This is a genomic window from Allobosea sp. (genome assembly GCF_036675845.1).
In the GTDB taxonomy this organism is placed as follows: Bacteria; Pseudomonadota; Alphaproteobacteria; order Rhizobiales; family Beijerinckiaceae; genus Allobosea.
Genome location: NZ_JAKFED010000037.1, coordinates 40,941 through 58,386, shown reverse-complemented (window position 1 = coordinate 58,386; position 17,446 = coordinate 40,941). Strand labels below are relative to the sequence as shown.

Annotated in this window: 17 protein-coding genes; 10 read left to right on the top strand and 7 right to left on the bottom strand. The window is 66.9% G+C overall.

All coding sequences use genetic code 11. The annotated features are described in order from the left end of the window. Nucleotides 1–228 (top strand): VOC family protein (locus V6M56_RS03565; RefSeq protein WP_332681307.1); only part of this gene is annotated, 228 nt, incomplete at its 5' end. Between the two features lie 32 nt (nucleotides 229–260). Then, nucleotides 261–1,658 carry a dihydrolipoyl dehydrogenase gene (gene lpdA, locus V6M56_RS03560; RefSeq protein ID WP_332681305.1) on the top strand — a complete coding sequence of 466 codons (1,398 nt, stop codon included), beginning with the start codon at nucleotides 261–263 and terminating at the stop codon, nucleotides 1,656–1,658. Nucleotides 1,659–1,792: 134 nt separating this feature from the next. Here lpdA and folD read toward each other — a convergent pair whose 3' ends face one another. Then, a complete protein-coding gene (gene folD, locus V6M56_RS03555) occupies nucleotides 1,793–2,653 on the bottom strand; it encodes a bifunctional methylenetetrahydrofolate dehydrogenase/methenyltetrahydrofolate cyclohydrolase FolD (RefSeq protein ID WP_332681304.1) in 861 nt (286 codons plus the stop codon). Nucleotides 2,654–2,821: 168 nt separating this feature from the next. Between folD and V6M56_RS03550 the strand changes: the two genes are divergently transcribed. The 5 genes from V6M56_RS03550 to V6M56_RS03530 all read left to right on the top strand — a co-directional run bounded on the left by V6M56_RS03550 (nucleotide 2,822) and on the right by V6M56_RS03530 (nucleotide 7,796). Then, nucleotides 2,822–4,150, top strand: coding sequence for a cytosine deaminase (locus V6M56_RS03550; protein ID WP_332681303.1), 1,329 nt, complete (start codon nucleotides 2,822–2,824; stop codon nucleotides 4,148–4,150). After that, nucleotides 4,147–5,571, top strand: a complete 1,425-nt coding sequence (locus V6M56_RS03545) for an FAD-binding oxidoreductase (RefSeq protein WP_332681300.1) — start codon at nucleotides 4,147–4,149, stop codon at nucleotides 5,569–5,571. The genes V6M56_RS03550 and V6M56_RS03545 overlap by 4 nt, the downstream gene beginning before the upstream one ends. A 2-nt stretch (nucleotides 5,572–5,573) precedes the next feature. After that, a complete protein-coding gene (locus tag V6M56_RS03540) occupies nucleotides 5,574–6,155 on the top strand; it encodes an NAD(P)H-dependent oxidoreductase (RefSeq protein ID WP_332681299.1) in 582 nt (193 codons plus the stop codon). A 93-nt stretch (nucleotides 6,156–6,248) separates the two neighbouring features. Further along, nucleotides 6,249–6,722 (top strand): MarR family winged helix-turn-helix transcriptional regulator, encoded by a 474-nt coding sequence (locus V6M56_RS03535; RefSeq protein WP_332681297.1) that lies wholly within the window; start codon nucleotides 6,249–6,251, stop codon nucleotides 6,720–6,722. 213 nt (nucleotides 6,723–6,935) lie between these two features. Then, nucleotides 6,936–7,796, top strand: coding sequence for a DMT family transporter (locus V6M56_RS03530; RefSeq protein WP_332681295.1), 861 nt, complete (start codon nucleotides 6,936–6,938; stop codon nucleotides 7,794–7,796). A 26-nt stretch (nucleotides 7,797–7,822) separates the two neighbouring features. Here V6M56_RS03530 and V6M56_RS03525 read toward each other — a convergent pair whose 3' ends face one another. After that, a complete protein-coding gene (locus tag V6M56_RS03525) occupies nucleotides 7,823–8,734 on the bottom strand; it encodes an NAD(P)-dependent oxidoreductase (RefSeq protein WP_332681294.1) in 912 nt (303 codons plus the stop codon). A 197-nt stretch (nucleotides 8,735–8,931) separates the two neighbouring features. Here V6M56_RS03525 and V6M56_RS03520 point away from each other — a divergent pair, with 197 nt between their 5' ends. Beyond that, on the top strand, nucleotides 8,932–9,933 hold the full coding sequence (locus tag V6M56_RS03520) for a LacI family DNA-binding transcriptional regulator (protein WP_332681292.1): 1,002 nt from the start codon (nucleotides 8,932–8,934) through the stop codon (nucleotides 9,931–9,933). Nucleotides 9,934–9,940: 7 nt separating this feature from the next. Here the strand turns inward: V6M56_RS03520 and V6M56_RS03515 are convergent, their stop codons facing one another. The 5 genes from V6M56_RS03515 to V6M56_RS03495 all read right to left on the bottom strand — a co-directional run bounded on the left by V6M56_RS03515 (nucleotide 9,941) and on the right by V6M56_RS03495 (nucleotide 15,257). Continuing rightward, nucleotides 9,941–10,831 carry an NAD(P)-dependent oxidoreductase gene (locus V6M56_RS03515; protein WP_332681291.1) on the bottom strand — a complete coding sequence of 297 codons (891 nt, stop codon included), beginning with the start codon at nucleotides 10,829–10,831 and terminating at the stop codon, nucleotides 9,941–9,943. A gap of 55 nt (nucleotides 10,832–10,886) precedes the next feature. Then, on the bottom strand, nucleotides 10,887–11,789 hold the full coding sequence (locus V6M56_RS03510; protein WP_332681290.1) for a carbohydrate ABC transporter permease: 903 nt from the start codon (nucleotides 11,787–11,789) through the stop codon (nucleotides 10,887–10,889). Continuing rightward, entirely contained in the window at nucleotides 11,782–12,735 is a 954-nt protein-coding gene (locus V6M56_RS03505) for a carbohydrate ABC transporter permease (protein ID WP_332681289.1), read from the bottom strand. The genes V6M56_RS03510 and V6M56_RS03505 overlap by 8 nt, the downstream gene beginning before the upstream one ends. Before the next feature lie 58 nt (nucleotides 12,736–12,793). Further along, nucleotides 12,794–14,101 carry an ABC transporter substrate-binding protein gene (locus V6M56_RS03500; RefSeq protein WP_332681287.1) on the bottom strand — a complete coding sequence of 436 codons (1,308 nt, stop codon included), beginning with the start codon at nucleotides 14,099–14,101 and terminating at the stop codon, nucleotides 12,794–12,796. A 103-nt stretch (nucleotides 14,102–14,204) separates the two neighbouring features. Beyond that, nucleotides 14,205–15,257 carry an ABC transporter ATP-binding protein gene (locus V6M56_RS03495; RefSeq protein WP_332681286.1) on the bottom strand — a complete coding sequence of 351 codons (1,053 nt, stop codon included), beginning with the start codon at nucleotides 15,255–15,257 and terminating at the stop codon, nucleotides 14,205–14,207. 281 nt (nucleotides 15,258–15,538) lie between these two features. Here V6M56_RS03495 and V6M56_RS03490 point away from each other — a divergent pair, with 281 nt between their 5' ends. Both V6M56_RS03490 and V6M56_RS03485 read left to right on the top strand, forming a co-directional pair. Next, on the top strand, nucleotides 15,539–16,261 hold the full coding sequence (locus V6M56_RS03490; RefSeq protein ID WP_332681284.1) for a FadR/GntR family transcriptional regulator: 723 nt from the start codon (nucleotides 15,539–15,541) through the stop codon (nucleotides 16,259–16,261). Nucleotides 16,262–16,471: 210 nt separating this feature from the next. Then, complete coding sequence (locus V6M56_RS03485) at nucleotides 16,472–17,446, top strand: 2-hydroxyacid dehydrogenase (protein ID WP_332681283.1); 975 nt, start codon at nucleotides 16,472–16,474, stop codon at nucleotides 17,444–17,446.

Below are 17,446 nucleotides of genomic sequence, written 5' to 3'. Positions count from 1 at the left end.
TTCGGCGGCGATGTCCTCGCGCCGAGCTCGCAAGGCGGTGCCAGCGTCGCGATCAACATCAACCTGCCGACGCCCTGGGATGTCGATGCCGCGGTCGCGCGGGCGCAAGCCGCCGGGGCCGACGTCTTCATGCCTCCCAGCGATGTCTTCTGGGGCGCCCGCTACGGCTGCCTGCGCGACCCGTTCGGCCATGTCTGGGCGTTCAACGCGCCTCTGCCCCCCGTTTGATTTGCCTGCCTGACCTTCATCAGAGAGAATCCATGTCCTACGATCTCGTCGTCATCGGAACCGGCCCTGGCGGCTATGTCTGCGCCATCCGCGCCGCCCAGCTCGGCCTCAAGGTCGCCGTGGTGGAAAAGCGCAAGACCCATGGCGGCACCTGCCTGAATGTCGGCTGCATCCCGTCCAAGGCGCTGCTGCACGCTTCCGAGATGTTCGACGAGGCCGGCCACACCTTCGCCAGCCTCGGCATCAATGTCGGCACGCCCAAGCTCGATCTGAAGCAGATGCTGGTCCACAAGCAGGAGACGGTCGATGCCAATGTCAACGGCGTCGCCTTCCTGCTGAAGAAGAACAAGATCGAGGCCTTCCACGGCACGGCCTCGATCCCGGGCGCCGGCAAGGTCGTCGTCACCGCCGCGGACGGCAAGGCGCAGGAGCTCGAGACCAAGAACATCGTCATCGCCACCGGCTCGGAATCGACGGCGCTGCCGGGTGTCGAAACCGATGAGAAGATCGTGGTGACCTCGACCGGCGCTCTCGAACTGACCGCCGTGCCGAAGGAGCTGCTGGTGGTCGGCGCCGGCGTGATCGGGCTCGAGATCGGCTCAGTCTGGGCCCGGCTCGGCGCCAAGGTCACGGTCGTCGAATATCTCGACCGCATCCTGCCGGGGATGGATGACGAGATCGCCAAGCAGTTCCAGCGCATCCTGCAGAAGCAGGGCTTCGAGTTCCATCTCGGCTCCAAGGTCACCAAGGTCGAGACGGCCAAGAAGGGCGCGACCGTCACCGTCGAGCCGGCCGCCGGCGGCGAGGCCCGGACGCTCTCGGCCGACATCGTGCTGGTCGCCATCGGCCGCCGTCCGAACACCGACGGGCTCGGGCTCGACAAGGCCGGGATCGCGACCGAGCGCGGCCGCGTCGTCATCGACGAGCATTTCAAGACCAATCTCGCCGGCGTCTACGCCATCGGCGACGTCGTGCGCGGGCCGATGCTGGCGCACAAGGCCGAGGACGAGGGCATGGCCGTGGCCGAGATCATCGCCGGCAAGGCCGGCCATGTGAACTACGACGCCATCCCCGGCATCATCTACACCGCCCCCGAGGTCGCCGCGATCGGCAAGACCGAGGAGGAACTGAAGGCCGCGGGCATCGCCTACAAGGTCGGCAAGTTCCCCTTCACCGCCAATGCGCGGGCGCGGGCCATGCGCCACACCGACGGCTTCGTGAAGTTCCTGGCCGACGCCGCGAGCGACCGGGTGCTCGGCTGCCACATCATCGGCCCGCATGCCGGCGACCTGATCGCCGAGGTGACGGTGCTGATGGAGTTCGGCGGCTCGTCGGAGGACCTCGCCCGCACCTGCCACGCCCATCCGACGCTTGCCGAAGCGGTCAAGGAAGCGGCGCTGGCGGTCGAGAAGCGCCAGATCCATATGTGAGGCCCGCGCGTCATTCTCGGGCGGCGCGCAGCGTCGACCCGAGAATCTCGTGCAGAACGACAAACGCCCGGTGCTTCGCCGGGCGTTTCATTTTGGGGAGACGGCCGGGTCAAGCCCGGCCATGACGCATTGAGTCAGCCGCGCCTCGCGTGAAACGCCGTCAGCGTGTTCCGGAGCAGGCAGGCGATCGTCATCGGACCGACGCCGCCGGGAACCGGGGTGATCGCGCCGGCGACCGTCACAGCCTCGGCGAAGTCGACATCGCCGGCGAGCTTGCCGTCGGGCATGCGGTTGATGCCGACGTCGATCACCGTCGCGCCGGGCTTCAGCCAATCGCCCTTGATCATCCGCGGGCGCCCGACCGCGGCGACGACGATGTCGGCACGGCGCAGCACGGCCGGCAGATCGCGCGTGCGCGAATGGGCGAGCGTCACCGTGCAGTCGGCCTGGAGCAGCAATTGCGCGACCGGGCGGCCGACCAGCTCCGAACGGCCGACGACGACCGCCTCGAGCCCGGAGAGCGAAGGCAGCGCCCGGCGCAGCAGCAGCATGCAGCCGAGCGGGGTGCAGGGCACGAGGCCCTCCTTGCCGCCGGCGAGGCGGCCGGCATTGATCGGGTGCAGCCCGTCGACATCCTTGGCGGGATCGATCGCGTCGATGATGCGGCCGGTGTCGATATGCTTCGGCAAGGGCAGCTGGACCAGGATGCCGTCGACCGCATCGTCGGCGTTCAGCGCCTCGACCTTGGCCAGGAGCTCGGCCTCTGTCGTCTGCTCCGGCAGGCGGTGGGCGACGGAGTTCATCCCGGTCTCGGCGGCGAGCTTCTCCTTGGAGGCGACATAGACCCGGCTCGCCGGATCGTCGCCGACGAGCACGACATGCAGGCCGGGGACGAGGCCGCGCGCCGCCTTGATCGCCGCGACCTCGCGGCCGATGCCGGCCCGCAGCTCTGCCGCAGCCGCCTTGCCGTCGATGATGCGCGCCTGTTCCGGCATGGTTCTCGTCCTCAGTTCTCGCGAGCCGGCTTCATGCGCGATCGCCGGCGCGCGGGCAAGCGCGATACGGAATGCCGGGCACCGCGTCGCCGCGACGCTTGATCGCGAGCGGCGTGCCCCCCATGGTGGCGCCCCTTGCAAAGGCGACCAAAGCCGGAGACCGACGACGTGACCACCGGCTTCGCCGCGCTGCCCAATACCGCTACCTGTCGCCTCGCCAATGCCCGTGTGCCCGCCTGCCTCGTCGAGGCGGCGAGCCTAGCTTCGGATCGCGACGGGCTGGCCCTGGTCGACATCGCGATCGACGATGGCGTCATCGAATCGATCCTGTCGGCTGGCCTCGCGCCGTTCGAGGAACAGCCGATTTTCGATCTCGATGGCGGCATCGTGCTGCCGCGACTGGTCGACGTGCACACCCATCTCGACAAGGGCCATATCTGGCCGCGGCGGCGCAATCCGGACGGCAGCTTCATGGGCGCCTTGACCAGTGTCGCTGCCGATCGCGAGGCCAACTGGACGGCGCAGGATGTCCGGGCGCGCATGGAATTCGGCCTGCGCTGCGCCTTCGCCCATGGCACGGCGGCGATCCGCAGCCATATCGATTCGCTGGGCAAGCAGATCGGCATCTCCTGGCCGGTGCTGGCCGAGCTGCGGGCGGAATGGGCCGGGCGCATCGCCCTGCAAGGCTCGCCGCTGTTCGGGATCGAGGCGGTCGCGGACGCGGCCCATATGCAGGCCGTGACGCAAGCGGTGAGGGCGCATGGCGACGGGCTTCTCGGCTGCGTCACCTATATGATCCCGGAGCTCGACGCGGCGCTCGACAAGATCTTCCGCACCGCGATCGACAACGGCTTCGACCTCGACTTCCACGTCGACGAGGCTAACGACCCGGCGGCACGTTCGCTGGAGCACATCGCGAATGCGGCCCTGCGCCACCGCTTCGCCGGCAAGATCCTCGCCGGCCATTGCTGCTCGCTGGCCCTGCAGGCGCCGCAGGACGAGGCGCGCATCGTCGCCAAGGTCAAGGAGGCCGGTATCGCCGTGGTCTCGCTGCCGATGTGCAACCTGTATCTGCAGGACCGGCAGGCCGCGCGCACGCCGCGCTGGCGCGGCGTCACCGCGCTGCATGAATTGAAGGCGGCGAGCGTGCCGGTGATGATCGCCTCCGACAACACCCGCGACCCGTTCTATGCCTATGGCGACCTCGACCTCGTCGAGGTGCTGCGCGAAGGTACGCGCATCCTCCAGTTCGACCATTCCGGCCCGGACTGGGCGAAGGCCATCGCCACGACGCCCGCCGATCTCATGGGCCTGCCCGGCCATGGTCGGCTCCGCACCGGCGGTCCGGCCGACCTGATCCTGACCCGGGCGCGCGATTGGACGGAATTCTTCGCCCGGCCTCAGGCCGACCGCACCGTGCTGGTCGGCGGCAAGGCGATCGACCGGACATTGCCCGATTATCGCGAACTCGACCCTCTGATGAGCCCCGACGCATGAGCACACGTTACGACATCGCCGCCCTGAAGGCCCGCCTCGGTGGCATCCGCAGCGAGGACAACCCCGCTCTGGTGAAGCAGAAGAGCCGCGACTTCTTCTGGTATTCGCCGACGCTGAAGCGCCAGCTCGACCAGGTCAGCGGCGACATCATCGTCTCGCCCACCACCGAGGCGGACGTGCTGGCGACGCTGGCGGCCGCCCATGCGCTCAGCATCCCGGTGACGCCGCGCGGCACCGGCACCGGCAATTACGGCCAGGCCATGCCGCTTTCCGGCGGGGTGGTGCTCGATCTTTCCGGCTTCAACAAGGTCAAGGCGATCGAGCCCGGCCGCTATGTCGCCGAGCCGGGCGCGATCCTGTCGCGGATCGACGAGGAGACCCGGGCGCATTCGCGCCAGGAGATCCGCCTGCACCCCTCGACCTATCACACCGCCTCGATCGGCGGCTTCATCGCCGGCGGCTCCGGCGGGGTCGGCTCGATCAAATGGGGGGGCCTGCGCGACTGGGGCAACATCATCCGCCTCAAGGTCGCGACCATGGAGGCCACGCCGCGCATCCTCGAATTGCAGGGCGAGGACCTGCACAAGGTCGCGCATGCCTATGGCACCAACGGCATCATCACCGAGGTCGAGATGCCGCTCGGGCCGGCCTATCGCTGGGTCGACGTCATCATCGGCTTCGACAGCCTGCGCGGCGCCACCGAATTCGCCAATGCGCTCGGCGAGCAGGACGGGCTGGCGCTGAAGCAGCTTGCGGTGGTCGCCGCGCCGGCGCCGCACGATTATTTCCTGCGCCACCGCAAGTTCCTGCCGCGCGACAGCCATTGCGTCATCGCCATGGTCGCGGATTTCGCGGTCGAATCGACGCTGGCCTTTGCCCGGCGCTTCCGCGGCGCCGAACTGCTGATGCGCTCGGACAAGCTGACGCCGGAGGAGGCGAAGGGCCTGCCGCCGGCTTTCGAGCTGGGGTGGAACCACACCACGCTGCGGGCGCTCCGGGTCGACCCTTCGATCACCTATCTGCAGGTGCTCTATCCCTTCCCCAACCAGGTCGATCTGGTGGAACGTATCCATGCCCGCTTCGGCGACGAGATGATCTGCCATCTCGAATTCGTCCGCTTCGACGGCAAGATCACCTGCTTCGGCCTGCCGCTGGTGCGCTTCACCACGGAGGCGCGGCTGGAGGAGATCATGGCGATCCATGAGGAAATGGGCGCGCCGATCTTCAACCCGCACCGCTACACGCTGGAGGAGGGCGGCATGAAGCAGACCGACGAGGTCCAGCTCGCCTTCAAGCGCGAGGCCGATCCGCAGGGCCTGCTCAACCCCGGCAAAATGGTGGCCTGGGAGGATCCGGCCTATGATTTCCGCGCCGGCAAGACCTTCCTGTTCCGCAGCCTGGGCGAAGCGGCCGGCGGCTGAGCATGCGCGTCCTGGTCCTCTACGCCCATCCCAACCCCGAGAGCTACGGCGCGGCGCTGCACGAGACGGTCGTCGCCGGGCTGCGCCGGCATGGCCATGAGGTCGACGATTGCGATCTCTATGCCGAAGGGTTCGACCCGGTGCTGAGCCGGGAGGAGCGCCTCGACTATCTCGATCCGGCCAGGAACGGGCGATCGGTTGCCGGCTATGTCGAACGCCTGCGCGCCGCCGAGGCGCTGGTGCTCTGCTTTCCGGTCTGGAACTACGGCTATCCGGCGATGCTCAAGGGCTATTTCGACCGGGTCTTCCTGCCCGGCGTCTCGTTCAAGCTGGTCGAGGGCGCGGCGCAGCCCAGTCTCTGGAACATTCGCCGGCTCGCCGCCGTGACGACCTATGGCGGCACGCGCTGGCGCGCGCTGCTGATGGGCGACCCGCCGCGCAAGCTGGTTTCTCGCTCGCTGCGCGCGGTCTGCCATCCGGCCGCGCGGCTGTCCTACCAGGCGCATTACGACATGAACCGCTCGACGCCGGAGAGCCGCGCGCGCTTTCTGCGCAAGATCGCGGCGTTGACCGCGAGATTTTAGACCACTGTCGAATCACCGTCATCAGCCTGTCATGATCGCAAGCGATTGCAGAGCCGGCGAAAAGTTTCGGCAAACCTGTCCGAGGGCCGGCTCATGACCAAGACGATCGAGAAAAGCGTCGGCCGCGCCCTACTGGTCGCCGCCCGGCTGCACCGGGCCCGGATGGGCGAACGACTCAACGCACTCGGCCTCTTTCCCGGCCAGGAGCAGGCGCTGAAGTCGCTGCAGGGCGCGCCTATGACAATGGGCGAGCTCGCCGCCCTGCTTCGCGTCAAGCCGCCGACGGTTTCCAAGACGATCGGCCGGCTCTCGCTGCAGGGCCTCGTCAGCCGCGAGGGCGGCGGCCGCGACGGCAGGCTGGTGCAGGTCGCGCTCACCGAGCATGGCCAGAAGACGGCGGCGGCGCTCGATGCGGTCTGGAACCAGGTCGAGGACGAGCTGCTCGAGAAGCTCGACTCCAAGGAGCGCAAGCAATTGCGCAAGCTGCTGCGCAAGGTTGCCAAGGGGCTGTCTCGGGCCGGTGCCGAGCTCGACGACTCCGATGAGGAAGCGGACGAAGCCGCCTAGAGCAGGCGCCGATCGGGTTGCTGTGCGATCTGACCGGATCCACCTCCAGGCTGCTCAGCCGCAACATGACGCGCATGCGCCAGCGGGCTGGTCTCGCCGGTTAAATCGGTTCATTGATCTCCGGCCATTCCCCCAGAGCATGACGAGACGCTCGGTTTGTCCGCTGCCCCCGCTCCGCCCCCGGACACAAGCCGGACGCGCCTGACCGCCATCATGATGATGTGCGCGGCGGTGGTGTGCTTTTCGCTGCTCGATGCCGCGGCGAAATGGCTCGGCAGCTCGATGCAGGCGATGCAGGTGGTCACGGCCCGCTATGTCGTCAGCGTGGCGCTGGTCTCCATCGTGCTCAATCCCTGGACACGGCCGGGCATCGCCCGGACGCGCCGGCCCTGGCTGCAGGGATTTCGCTCGCTGCTGCTGCTCGTCTCGACGGCACTGAACTTCTTCGCGCTGAACTATCTGCAACTGGCCGAGACCATCTCGATCATGTTCGCGACGCCCTTTCTCGTCGCGTTGCTGGCGGGGCCGCTGCTCGGCGAATGGGCCGGGCCGCGCCGGATGGCGGCGATCGCGGTCGGCTTCCTCGGCGTGCTGGTGGTGACGCGCCCGGGGCTGGGGGGCCTGCACCCGGCGGCGCTGCTCAGCGTCTGCGGCGCCTTCTGCTATGCCTTCTACAGCCTGTCGACGCGGATGCTGGCCGCCAGCGATTCATCCGAGACGACGATGTTCTATTCGGGCATCGTCGGCGTCGTGGTGATGCTGCCGCTGCTGCCGCTGTTCTGGTCCTGGCCGACCGATGGGCTGAGCTGGCTGCTGCTGATCTGCACCGGCGTTTTTGGTACGATCGGGCACTGGCTCCTGATCCTGGCGCATCGGCGCGCGCCGGCGACCGTGCTGTCGCCCTTCATCTATTCGCAGATCATCTGGATGGTCGGGCTCGGCTGGCTGGTGTTCGGGCAGATCCCCGACCGCTACACCCTGCTCGGTGCCGCCATCGTCATCGCCTCGGGCCTTTACCTGCTCTATCGCGAGCGGGTCCGGGCCGTGCCCGAAGGCTCGGCCCGGCTGGATTGAGGCTGGCGCGGGGGGCGCTGGGAGGTTCAGCCCTTGTCGGCGAGCGAGATGCGGCTCTGCGAGGCGACCCAGTCGGAGAGCATCGGCACGAAATCCTCGCCCTTCCCGGCGGCGACCGCCTGGGCATAGACGTTCTTCACGGCATTGCCGACAGGGTTGGGGACGCCGGCATCATTGGCGACGCCCTCCAGATAGCGCACATCCTTCAGCGCGTTCGACAGGGTGAACTTGTGGGCGTCGCGGTTGCGCTCCAGCACGTATTGCATGAAGGTCTGGTAGAAGCCGCAATCCATCCGGCTGCCGGAGATGACGCTGTTGAAGGTCTGCGGCGTGATGCCGATCTTCTGCGCCAGTGTCAGCGCCTCGGCATAGATCGCGCCATAGCCCATCGACAGGAAGTTGTTGAGAAGCTTCATCTTGTGGCCGTCGCCGACGGGGCCGAGATGCACCACCTTCTGGGCCCAGGCGTCGCAGGCCGGCTTGATGCGCGCGAAAACCTCGCTGTCGGCCCCAATCATGGTCGAGAGCTTGCCGAGCGCCGCTTGGGCGGGGGTGCCGCCGAGCGGGGCATCGCAGAGGTGGAGTCCGATGGCTGCGAGTTGTGCTGCCAACCTGACCGTCGAACCGGGATCGGAGGTCGAGCAGTCGACGATGATCGTGCCGGGCCTGGCGCCCGCCGCGATGCCGTCGGGGCCGTTGACCACCGCCTCGACCTGCGGCGAGCCGGTGACGCAGAGAAAGATGATCGAAGCTTTCTCGGCCAGTTCCTTCGGCGTCATGGCCTCCTGGGCGCCGGCTGCCTTGAGCTCTTCGACAGGTTTGCGGTTCCTGTGGCCCATGACGGTCAAGGGGAAACCCTTGGCGAGGATGCACGAGGCCATGCCTTGACCCATGAAGCCGACGCCGATGAAGCCGATTGATTCTTTGGAAGTGGTCATCTTCAGTTTCTCCGAATTATATGAGATGGACGGTGAACATGCGGAACGATTTGACCAAGAACTGGTTGAAGGCTGCGATTGCCCCGCTTCAGGAGAAGCGTTTGATGGCGGATGATGGAAACTTGCGCGACCCTGCCTCGCTCGGAAAGAGCGGAGCAATGCCTCGTGAACGCTTAGGTGGGCGCGGGCGCGTTACCTTGCAGATCATCGCCGACCATCTCGACGTTTCGACGGCGACCGTTTCACTGGCGCTGCGCGGCAGCCCGCTCGTCGCCGATGCGACCAGGCAGCGGGTGCAGCAGATCGCACGCGAGATGGGCTACAGCTATAATCGCAGCGCCGCCTCGCTCCGGACCGACCGGACCAATATCCTCGGCGTCGGCTTCCACGACATCACCAACCCGTATTTCGCCGAGCTTCTGGCGGCGATCGAGGAGACGGCGACCGCTAATGGCCGCTCGATCCTGCTCGGCACCTATGCCGAGAACCTCGAGCGCCAGGACCGCGTCCTCAACACGCTGAAGGAATACCGGCCGGACGGCATGATCATCTGCCCGGCCGGCGGCACCACGGCGGAGACGCTGGCGCATCTGATGGCGGCGCAGGTGCCGCTGGTCCAGCTTTCGCGCGAGATCGCCGGCATCGGGCTCGACTTCGTCGGCTCGGACGACCGCCATGGCGCGGTGCTCGCGATGGAGCATCTGCTCGGCCTCGGCCATCGCCGTATCGCCTTCCTCGGCGAGAGCCAGCTGATCTCGACCAGCCGCAACCGCTATGCCGGCTATTGCGAGACGCTCGCCAAGCACGGCCTGCCGCTCGACCCCGCCCTCGTCTACTCCGCCTGGGGGACCCGCGAGAGCGGGCTGAAGGGCATCCAGACAGTGCTCCGGGCCGATGATCCGCCGACGGCGGCGGTCTGCTTCAACGACCTCACGGCGTTCGGCGCCATGCTCGGCCTGCGCCATTGCGGGCTGGAGGCAGGCGAGGCCTTCTCGCTGATCGGCTGCGACGACGTGCAGGAAGCGGCGCAATGGTACCCGGCGCTGACGACGATCAAGAACTTCCAGGACGATATGGGCCGCAAATCCGCCGAACTGCTGCTGCGCCGCATCGCCGAGCCGGGAGCGCCCGCCCGGCGGATCGTGCTGAAGCCCGAACTCGTCATCCGCGGCACCACGGCCCCGCCGAGGAAGCGGTGATCGTGGTTCAGGCATCGTTGGCGGCCCGGGGGTTCAGCGCCCGATAGGCACGCACCACCTGCGAGTCGTCGCGCCCGCCATGGCCGAGACCCGAGGCGGCGAGAAACATCTGATGCGCCGCCGCGGCGAGCGGCAGCGCGGCCCTTGCGGCCCGGCCGGCATCGAGGACGATTCCGAGATCCTTGACGAAGATGTCGACGGCGCTGGCGACCGGCGGCTCGTCGTCGAGCATGCGCGGGCCGCGATCCTTCAGCATCCAGGATGAGGCGGCCGAGCCGCCCATGATCTCGAACAGCAGCTTGCCGTCGATGCCGGCCTTCTGCGCCAGCGACAGGGCCTCGGCCGCGACCGCGATATGGACGCCGCAGAGCAATTGATTGACCGTCTTCACCGTCGCGCCCTGCCCGGGCCTCTCGCCGACATGGAAGACCTTGTCGCCCATCGCGTCGAGCAGGGGCTTGGCCGCCGCGAAGCTCTCGGGTGCCGCACCAGCCATGATGGTCAGCGTGCCGCCGCGCGCGCCAGTGACGCCGCCGGAGACCGGAGCGTCGACGAAACGGCGGCCGCTCTTCTCGACCTCGGCGGCGATCGCCTCGACCTCGCCGGGCGGGCAGGTCGCCATCAGCACGACGACGGCTCCGGCCGCCAGCGCCGACAGCGCATCACCCTCGAACAGCACGGCGCGGGCCTGCGCCGCATTGACGACCATCAGCACCAGCGCTTCGGCACCCTGCGCCGCCTCGCGCGCGCTGGCAGCGGCATGGCCTCCAGCCGCGGCAAGCGCCGCGCGGGCTTCCTGGCGCATGTCGAAACCGGTGACGCGGAACTGGCGCTTGAGCAGGTTCTCGGCCATGGGCGCGCCCATCGCGCCCAGCCCGACGAAGGCGATCGAAGTCAATGCTGTGGCCTCTATGCTGTTTTCGGGCCCGTCGCTGGACGGGCCCGGCGGACGCTCATTCCTTCACCGCTCCGGTGAGGGAGGCGACGTAGTAGTCGACGAAGAAGGAATAGAGCAGGGCAACCGGGATCGAACCGAGCAGGGCGCCGGCCATCAGCGAACCCCAATGGTAGACGTCGCCTTCGACGAGTTGGGTCAGCACCGCGACCGGCACGGTCTTCTTCTCAGCCGACTGGATGAAGGCGAGCGCGTAGATGAACTCGTTCCAGGACAAAGTGAAGGCGAAGATGCCGGCCGAGATCAGGCCGGGCAGGGCCAGCGGCAAGGTGATCTTCCACAAGGTCTGCAAACGGGTCGCGCCGTCGATCATGGCGCATTCCTCGAGCTCGAACGGGATCGACTTGAAATAGCCGATCAGCAGCCAGGTGCAGAACGGGATCAGGAAGGTCGGGTAGGTGAGGATCAAGGCCCATTGCGAGTCGAACAGACCGAGCTGGAAGATCAGCGTCGCCATGGGGATGAACAGGATCGAGGGCGGCACCAGATAGGCGAGGTAGATCGCCAGGCCGACATAGCTCGCGCCCTTGAACTTGAGGCGCTGGATCGCATAGGCGGCGAGCACGCTGGAGAATAGAGAGAGCACGGTCGCGACGGTCGCGACCGTCATCGTCGTCAGCAGCCATTGCGGGTAATCGGTCTGGAACAGCAGTCGGTTGATGTTCTCCAGCGTCGGCGACTGCACCCAGAACGGGTTGTAGGTCTTGTAATCGTAGAGCTCGGCGTTCGGTTTGATGGCGGTGATCGCCATCCAGTAGAACGGGAAGAGCAGCACGATCACGAAGATCGACAGCGGCAGATAGATAGTGATGAAGCGGCGCGGGCCCGAGGACCAGTTGATGACGCCGGTCTGCTCCTTCTCGACGAGGTGCGGGCGCTCCGCGGCAGCGTGATCAGTCATTGTCTTCTCCCTGCTGCCATTTGCGGCGGGCGAGCGCGAAGTAGCTGAACAGGGTGGCCAGCACGAGGAAGGGGATCATCGCGACCGCGATCGCCGCGCCTTCGCCGAGCTGGCCGCCGGGAATGCCGCGCTGGAAGGCGAGCGTCGCCATCAGATGGGTCGAGTTGATCGGCCCGCCGCGGGTGATGGCGTAGACGAGCTGGAAGTCGGTGAAGGTGAACAGCACCGAGAAGGTCAGCACCACCGCCAGAATCGGCATCAGCATGGGGAAGGTGACGTGGCGGAAGCGCTGCCAGGCATTGGCGCCGTCGAGCATCGCCGCCTCGTAGAGCGCCGGCGAGATCGTCTGCAGCCCGGCGAGCAAACTGATCGCGACGAAGGGGATGCCGCGCCAGATATTGGCCGCGATCAGCGACCAGCGCGCCGCCCAGGGCTCGCCGAGGAAGTCGATATAGGTGTCGCGCCAGCCGAGCACGTCGACCAGCACATAGGAGATGATCGAGAACTGCGGATCGTAGATCCACCAGAAGGCGATGGCCGAGAGCACCGTCGGCACGATCCAGGGCACCAGGATCAGCGCCCGCAGCAGCGATTTGAAGGGCAGGTGATTGTTGAGCAGCAGCGCCAGCCAGAGACCGAGCGCGAACTTCCCCACCGTCGCGACGCCGGTATAGAGCAGCGTGTTCCAGACCGAGGTGATGAAGACCCGGTCCTGCATCAGCGAGACGAAGTTCTCGAGGCCGATGAAATGGCCGGAACGTCCGATCTTGGTGTCGGTGAAGGCGAGCCAGATGCCGAGGCCGAGCGGATAGGTCAGGAAGATCAGCAGCAGGGCGGCCGCCGGCAGGAGGCAGAGGAAGATCAGGACAGACTTGTTGTCGAGCAGGCGGACCAGCCAGTTCTGCGGCAGCTGGTGGATGGTCCTGGCTTCCGCGGCGATCGTCATGGCGCTCTTTCCATAAAACAGCCGCGCCACCGGAGGTCCGGCGGCGCGGTCGTAACGATCAGGTGCGATAGTAGCGCTTGGCGCGGCGCTCGGCTTCGGTCGCCGCCTCTTCCGGCGTCGCCTGTCCGGCGCAGACGGAGGCGACCATCTGAACCATGACATATTCGGCGTTGACGGTGCCGGCGGCCTCGGTGATCGCGCCCTTGTAGCCGCTCCACAGCGCCCGTTCCCAGGTGTCGCGGTAGACCAGGATCTTGGGATCGGACTCCCAGACCTTGCTCTGGGCATAGCCCTTGAGCGGCTGCGTCCAGTAGCCGAAGCAGCCGGTCAGCCACTTGTCGTACTGCTCCTTCTCCATCATGAAGCGGAGATATTCCTTGGCCGCGTTCGGGAACTTGGTGTGCTTGAACACCATGGCGTTGATCACCAGCGCCGTCTCCGTCGGCCGGCCGACGCCGGCGCCGACCGGCATCTGCGCATGGTTGAGGTCCTTGGCGACCGCCGTGATCTTCTCGTCCTTCGAGTTCTTGATCGAGAAGTAGAGCGAGACGCCGTTCTGGGTCAGGCCGATTTCGCCGGCGGTCAGCGCCTTGTTGTTGCTGATGTCGAGCCAGGAGAGCGTGCCCGGGATGAAGGTCTCGTAGAGCGCCTTGGCGTATTTCAGCGCCTCGATCGTCTCCTTGCTGTTGATCGCGACCTTGTTGTTCTCATCGACCATGTAGCCGCCATGCGACCAGACCAGCCAGTTGCAGAAGGCGTTGCCGTCACCGACGGCGTTGCCGAGCGCGAAGCCGGCAGGGTGGCCCTTGGCCTTGAGCTTGCGGCAGAGATCGAGGAATCCGGCGTGATCCTTCGGGAAGGTGTCGAAGCCGGCTTCCTTGACCCAGGATTCGCGATAGACCGCCGGGCCGCCGGAGCCGCCCATCGGGATCGAGATCCAGGTGTCGGTCTTGTCCTTCTTGCCGTATTTCTGGGCGACCGGATACCAGCCGCCATATTTCTTGCCGAGGTCCTCGGCGACCGCCGTCAGGTCGAGCAGCTTGTCGGCGAAGATGTGCGGATCGTCGGCCCAGCCGACGACGATGTCGGGGCCGGCGCCGGTGTTGGCGGTGACGGCGGTCTGCGGGCGCAGATCCTCCCAGCTCGCATAGTCGACGCGGACCTGGACGCCGGTGGCCTTGGTGAAGGCGGCGGTGTTCTCGTCGAAGATCGCCTGGTCGGGATCGACGAACTTGGTCGGGCGCAGGACGCGCAGCGTCGCACCCTTCTCGATATTCGCCGTCTGGGCAATCGATGGTGCAGGCAGCGTTGCGCCGGCCGCGAGGCCCGCGCCGCCGATCAATACGTCTCTTCTTGAAATCGTCATGGGTCAGCTCCTCCGTTTGGCCGCGAGGCCCTGCATGGGAGCCTCGTCAGGGTTTGTCGTCTGCGGATTCGCGGCGCCAGCCCGGCTGGCGGACCGGCGGAAATCAGATGCGCTTGCCCGTGGCCGCGTCGAAGAGATGCGTGACCGAGGTGTCGGGCCGGATATGGATGTTCTCGCCGGGCTTGGCGGTGATGCGCTCGCGGAAGATGCAGGTCAGGTCCTGGCCGCTGCAGCGGACGATGACCTGGGTCTCCGAGCCCATCGGCTCGATGACCACGACCTCGGCCGGCAGGCCGCTGGGATCGAGCTGGAAATGCTCCGGGCGGATGCCGAACACGGCGGCCCGATCGTTCGAATCGGCCGGGTGCTGGCCGATCGGCCAGATCACGCCGCCTTCGGTCTCGAAGCCGTTGGCGCGGATCGTGCCCTTCAGCAGGTTCATCGAGGGCGAGCCGATGAAGGCGGCGACGAAGAGGTTCGCGGGATTGTCGTAGAGATCGAGCGGCGCGCCCATCTGCTCGACGATGCCGTCATGCATCACGACGATCTTGTCGGCCATGGTCATGGCCTCGATCTGGTCGTGGGTGACGTAGACCGTCGTGGTCTTGAGGCGCTGGTGCAGCTCCTTGATCTCGGTGCGCATCTGGACGCGCAGCTTGGCGTCGAGATTGGAGAGCGGCTCGTCGAACAGGAAGACCTGCGGGTCGCGGACGATGGCGCGGCCCATGGCGACGCGCTGGCGCTGGCCGCCCGAGAGCTGGCGCGGATAGCGGTCGAGCAGCTTGTCGAGGCCGAGGATGCCGGCGGCCTTGTTGACGCGCTCGTCGATCTCGGCCTTCGGCGCCTTCCGCAGCTTCATCGAGAAGGCCATGTTGTCGGCGACCGTCATATGCGGGTAGAGCGCGTAATTCTGGAACACCATGGCGATGTCGCGCTCTTTCGGCGGCACGTCGTTGACGACGCGCGGGCCGATGCGGATCTCGCCGCCGGAAATGTTCTCCAGCCCGGCGATCATGCGCAGCAGCGTCGACTTCCCGCAGCCCGAGGGACCGACCAGGATGACGAATTCGCCGTCGTCGATGTCGATGTCGACGCCATGGATGACCTGCGTCGAGCCATAGGCCTTGCGCACATCCGCGATCTGGACTGAGGCCATCCTGCCTTCTCCCGGTCGTTCGTTTCCTCGGGGACGAGTGATCGCACCCCGGCGGCGTGGCCGCAATCCCACTGGCGCCGGCTTCTTTCGACCGGCCGTCATGGCACGACGCATTCCAGGCGATCTTCAGCCTGTTGCGTCGCCCCCGTTCCCGGATAAAGTCATACGATACGAACGGGCGTGTCAAGCGCCCCGCCAGATGAGCGCCGCCCTGCCGCGAAGCAGCCGGCACGGAGGAAAGCCGAAGCCGGATGCGGATACGCGACATTTCGCGGGCGAGGATGCTGAGCCCCGACCGGCTCTTCGGGCAGGTCGCCCACAAGCTGGCGGTCGGCATCATCAGGGGCGTCTCGCCCGCCGGCGAACTGCTGCCGAACGAGGCGGACATCCGCAGCGAGATCTCGGTGTCGCGCACGGCCTATCGCGAGGCGGTGAAGTTCCTGACCGGCAAGGGACTGGTCGAGGCGCGGCCGAAAAGCGGCACCCGTGTCGCGCCCCGGGACTCTTGGAACCTGCTCGATCCCGATGTTCTCGCCTGGCATTTCGAGGCCGATCCGAACGAGAAATTCATTCGCGATCTCTTCGAGTTACGGCTTTTCGTCGAGCCGAGCGCGGCGCGCCTGGCGGCGCAGCGGCGCAGCGGCGACGACCTGGCGCGGATCGAGGCCGCCTATCGCGGCATGACCGTGAACCCGCCCTATGCGGAGCCGACGGTGCAGGCCGACCTCGCCTTCCACGAGGCGATCTTCGAGGCGACGCGCAACCCGCCGCTGCAATGCCTGGCGCCGGCGGTCTGCGCCACGATCCAGTGGTCGCTGTTCCTGAAGGCGCCCGACGACCGCTTCTTCTTCACTGCCTCGCTGGTCGACCACGAGCGGGTGCTGGACGCGATCAGCCAGCGCGACGGCGATCTCGCGGCAGCCCGGATGAGCGGGCTGGTGATCGACAGCCTGAACAGCACTTTGCGCCTGCTCGCCAGCCGGGCACCGGCGAATGCGAGCTGAATGCGTGATTAAGTCATACTATAAAAGGGCACGACCCCGGTCCGCAGGCGGGCAGCGCGGCGGGCCGGTTCCCTGCTTGGCGGACGACCCGGCAATGCGCTGTCTCGGATTTCCGGAGCGAGCCTGAGCCTCTACGGTTCATCTAATCGTTTTAATATTTTGAAATCAAGCCGGATACGCGTATCCGTTCACGTCCACGAGAGCACAGCCATGACCGCGCAGAACAAGATCGAGATCATCATGACCGGGCCGCTGATGGCCTATGCCGCCGACCAGCTCAAGGCACGCTTCACCGTGCACGAGCTCTGGAAGGCGCCAGACAAGGCGGCCGCGCTCGCGGCGCTGAAGGACCGGGTGCGCGGCGTCGCCGGCGGCGGTGCCCATATCAGGATCGACGGCGCCCTGTTCGATGCCCTGCCGAAGCTCGAGATCATCTCGAATTTCGGCGTCGGCTACGACAATGTCGACGCGGCCGAGGCCGGAAAGCGCGGGCTCCTCGTCACCAACACGCCCGACGTGCTCTCCGACGAGGTCGCCGATCTGGCGATCGGCCTGCTGCTCGCGACGGTCAGGCAATTGCCGCAGGTCGACCGCTATCTGCGCGAGGGCAAGTGGCTCTCGGGCGCCTATCCGCTGACGACCTCGCTGCGCAAGCGCAAGATCGGCATCGTCGGGCTCGGCCGGATCGGCAAGGCGGTGGCGCATCGGCTCGAGGCCTTCGGCGTGCCGATCGCCTATCACGGCCGCTCGCGCCAGCCCGATGTCGCCTATCGCTATTATCCCTCGCTGGTCGAGATGGCGGCCGATGTCGACACCCTCGTCTCGGTGGCGCCGGGTGGCGATTCGACCTACCACATGATCAATGCCGAGGTGCTGAAGGCGCTCGGCCCGAACGGCATCGTCGTCAATGTCGGCCGCGGCACGGTGATCGACGAGCCGGCGCTGATCAAGGCGCTGCAGGACAAGACCATCCTGTCGGCCGGCCTCGACGTGTTCGAGGACGAGCCGCGCGTGCCGGCCGAGCTGATCGCGATCGACCATGTCGTGCTGCTGCCCCATGTCGGCTCGGCATCGGTGCATACGCGCGAGCAGATGGGCCAGCTCCTGGTCGACAACCTGCTGTCATGGTTCGATGGCAAGGGTCCGCTGACGCCGGTTGTCGAGACGCCATGGAAGAAGGCCTGA

Bases quoted from the DNA above. Each gene is read 5' to 3' on its own strand.
- lpdA (WP_332681305.1), top strand. From the start codon at position 261: ATGTCCTACGATCTCGTCGTCATCGGAACCGGCCCTGGCGGCTATGTC.
- folD (WP_332681304.1), bottom strand. From the start codon at position 2,653: ATGCCGGAACAGGCGCGCATCATCGACGGCAAGGCGGCTGCGGCAGAG.
- V6M56_RS03545 (WP_332681300.1), top strand. From the start codon at position 4,147: ATGAGCACACGTTACGACATCGCCGCCCTGAAGGCCCGCCTCGGTGGC.
- V6M56_RS03540 (WP_332681299.1), top strand. From the start codon at position 5,574: ATGCGCGTCCTGGTCCTCTACGCCCATCCCAACCCCGAGAGCTACGGC.
- V6M56_RS03535 (WP_332681297.1), top strand. From the start codon at position 6,249: ATGACCAAGACGATCGAGAAAAGCGTCGGCCGCGCCCTACTGGTCGCC.
- V6M56_RS03530 (WP_332681295.1), top strand. From the start codon at position 6,936: ATGATGATGTGCGCGGCGGTGGTGTGCTTTTCGCTGCTCGATGCCGCG.
- V6M56_RS03525 (WP_332681294.1), bottom strand. From the start codon at position 8,734: ATGACCACTTCCAAAGAATCAATCGGCTTCATCGGCGTCGGCTTCATG.
- V6M56_RS03510 (WP_332681290.1), bottom strand. From the start codon at position 11,789: ATGACTGATCACGCTGCCGCGGAGCGCCCGCACCTCGTCGAGAAGGAG.
- V6M56_RS03505 (WP_332681289.1), bottom strand. From the start codon at position 12,735: ATGACGATCGCCGCGGAAGCCAGGACCATCCACCAGCTGCCGCAGAAC.
- V6M56_RS03500 (WP_332681287.1), bottom strand. From the start codon at position 14,101: ATGACGATTTCAAGAAGAGACGTATTGATCGGCGGCGCGGGCCTCGCG.
- V6M56_RS03495 (WP_332681286.1), bottom strand. From the start codon at position 15,257: ATGGCCTCAGTCCAGATCGCGGATGTGCGCAAGGCCTATGGCTCGACG.
- V6M56_RS03490 (WP_332681284.1), top strand. From the start codon at position 15,539: ATGCTGAGCCCCGACCGGCTCTTCGGGCAGGTCGCCCACAAGCTGGCG.
- V6M56_RS03485 (WP_332681283.1), top strand. From the start codon at position 16,472: ATGACCGCGCAGAACAAGATCGAGATCATCATGACCGGGCCGCTGATG.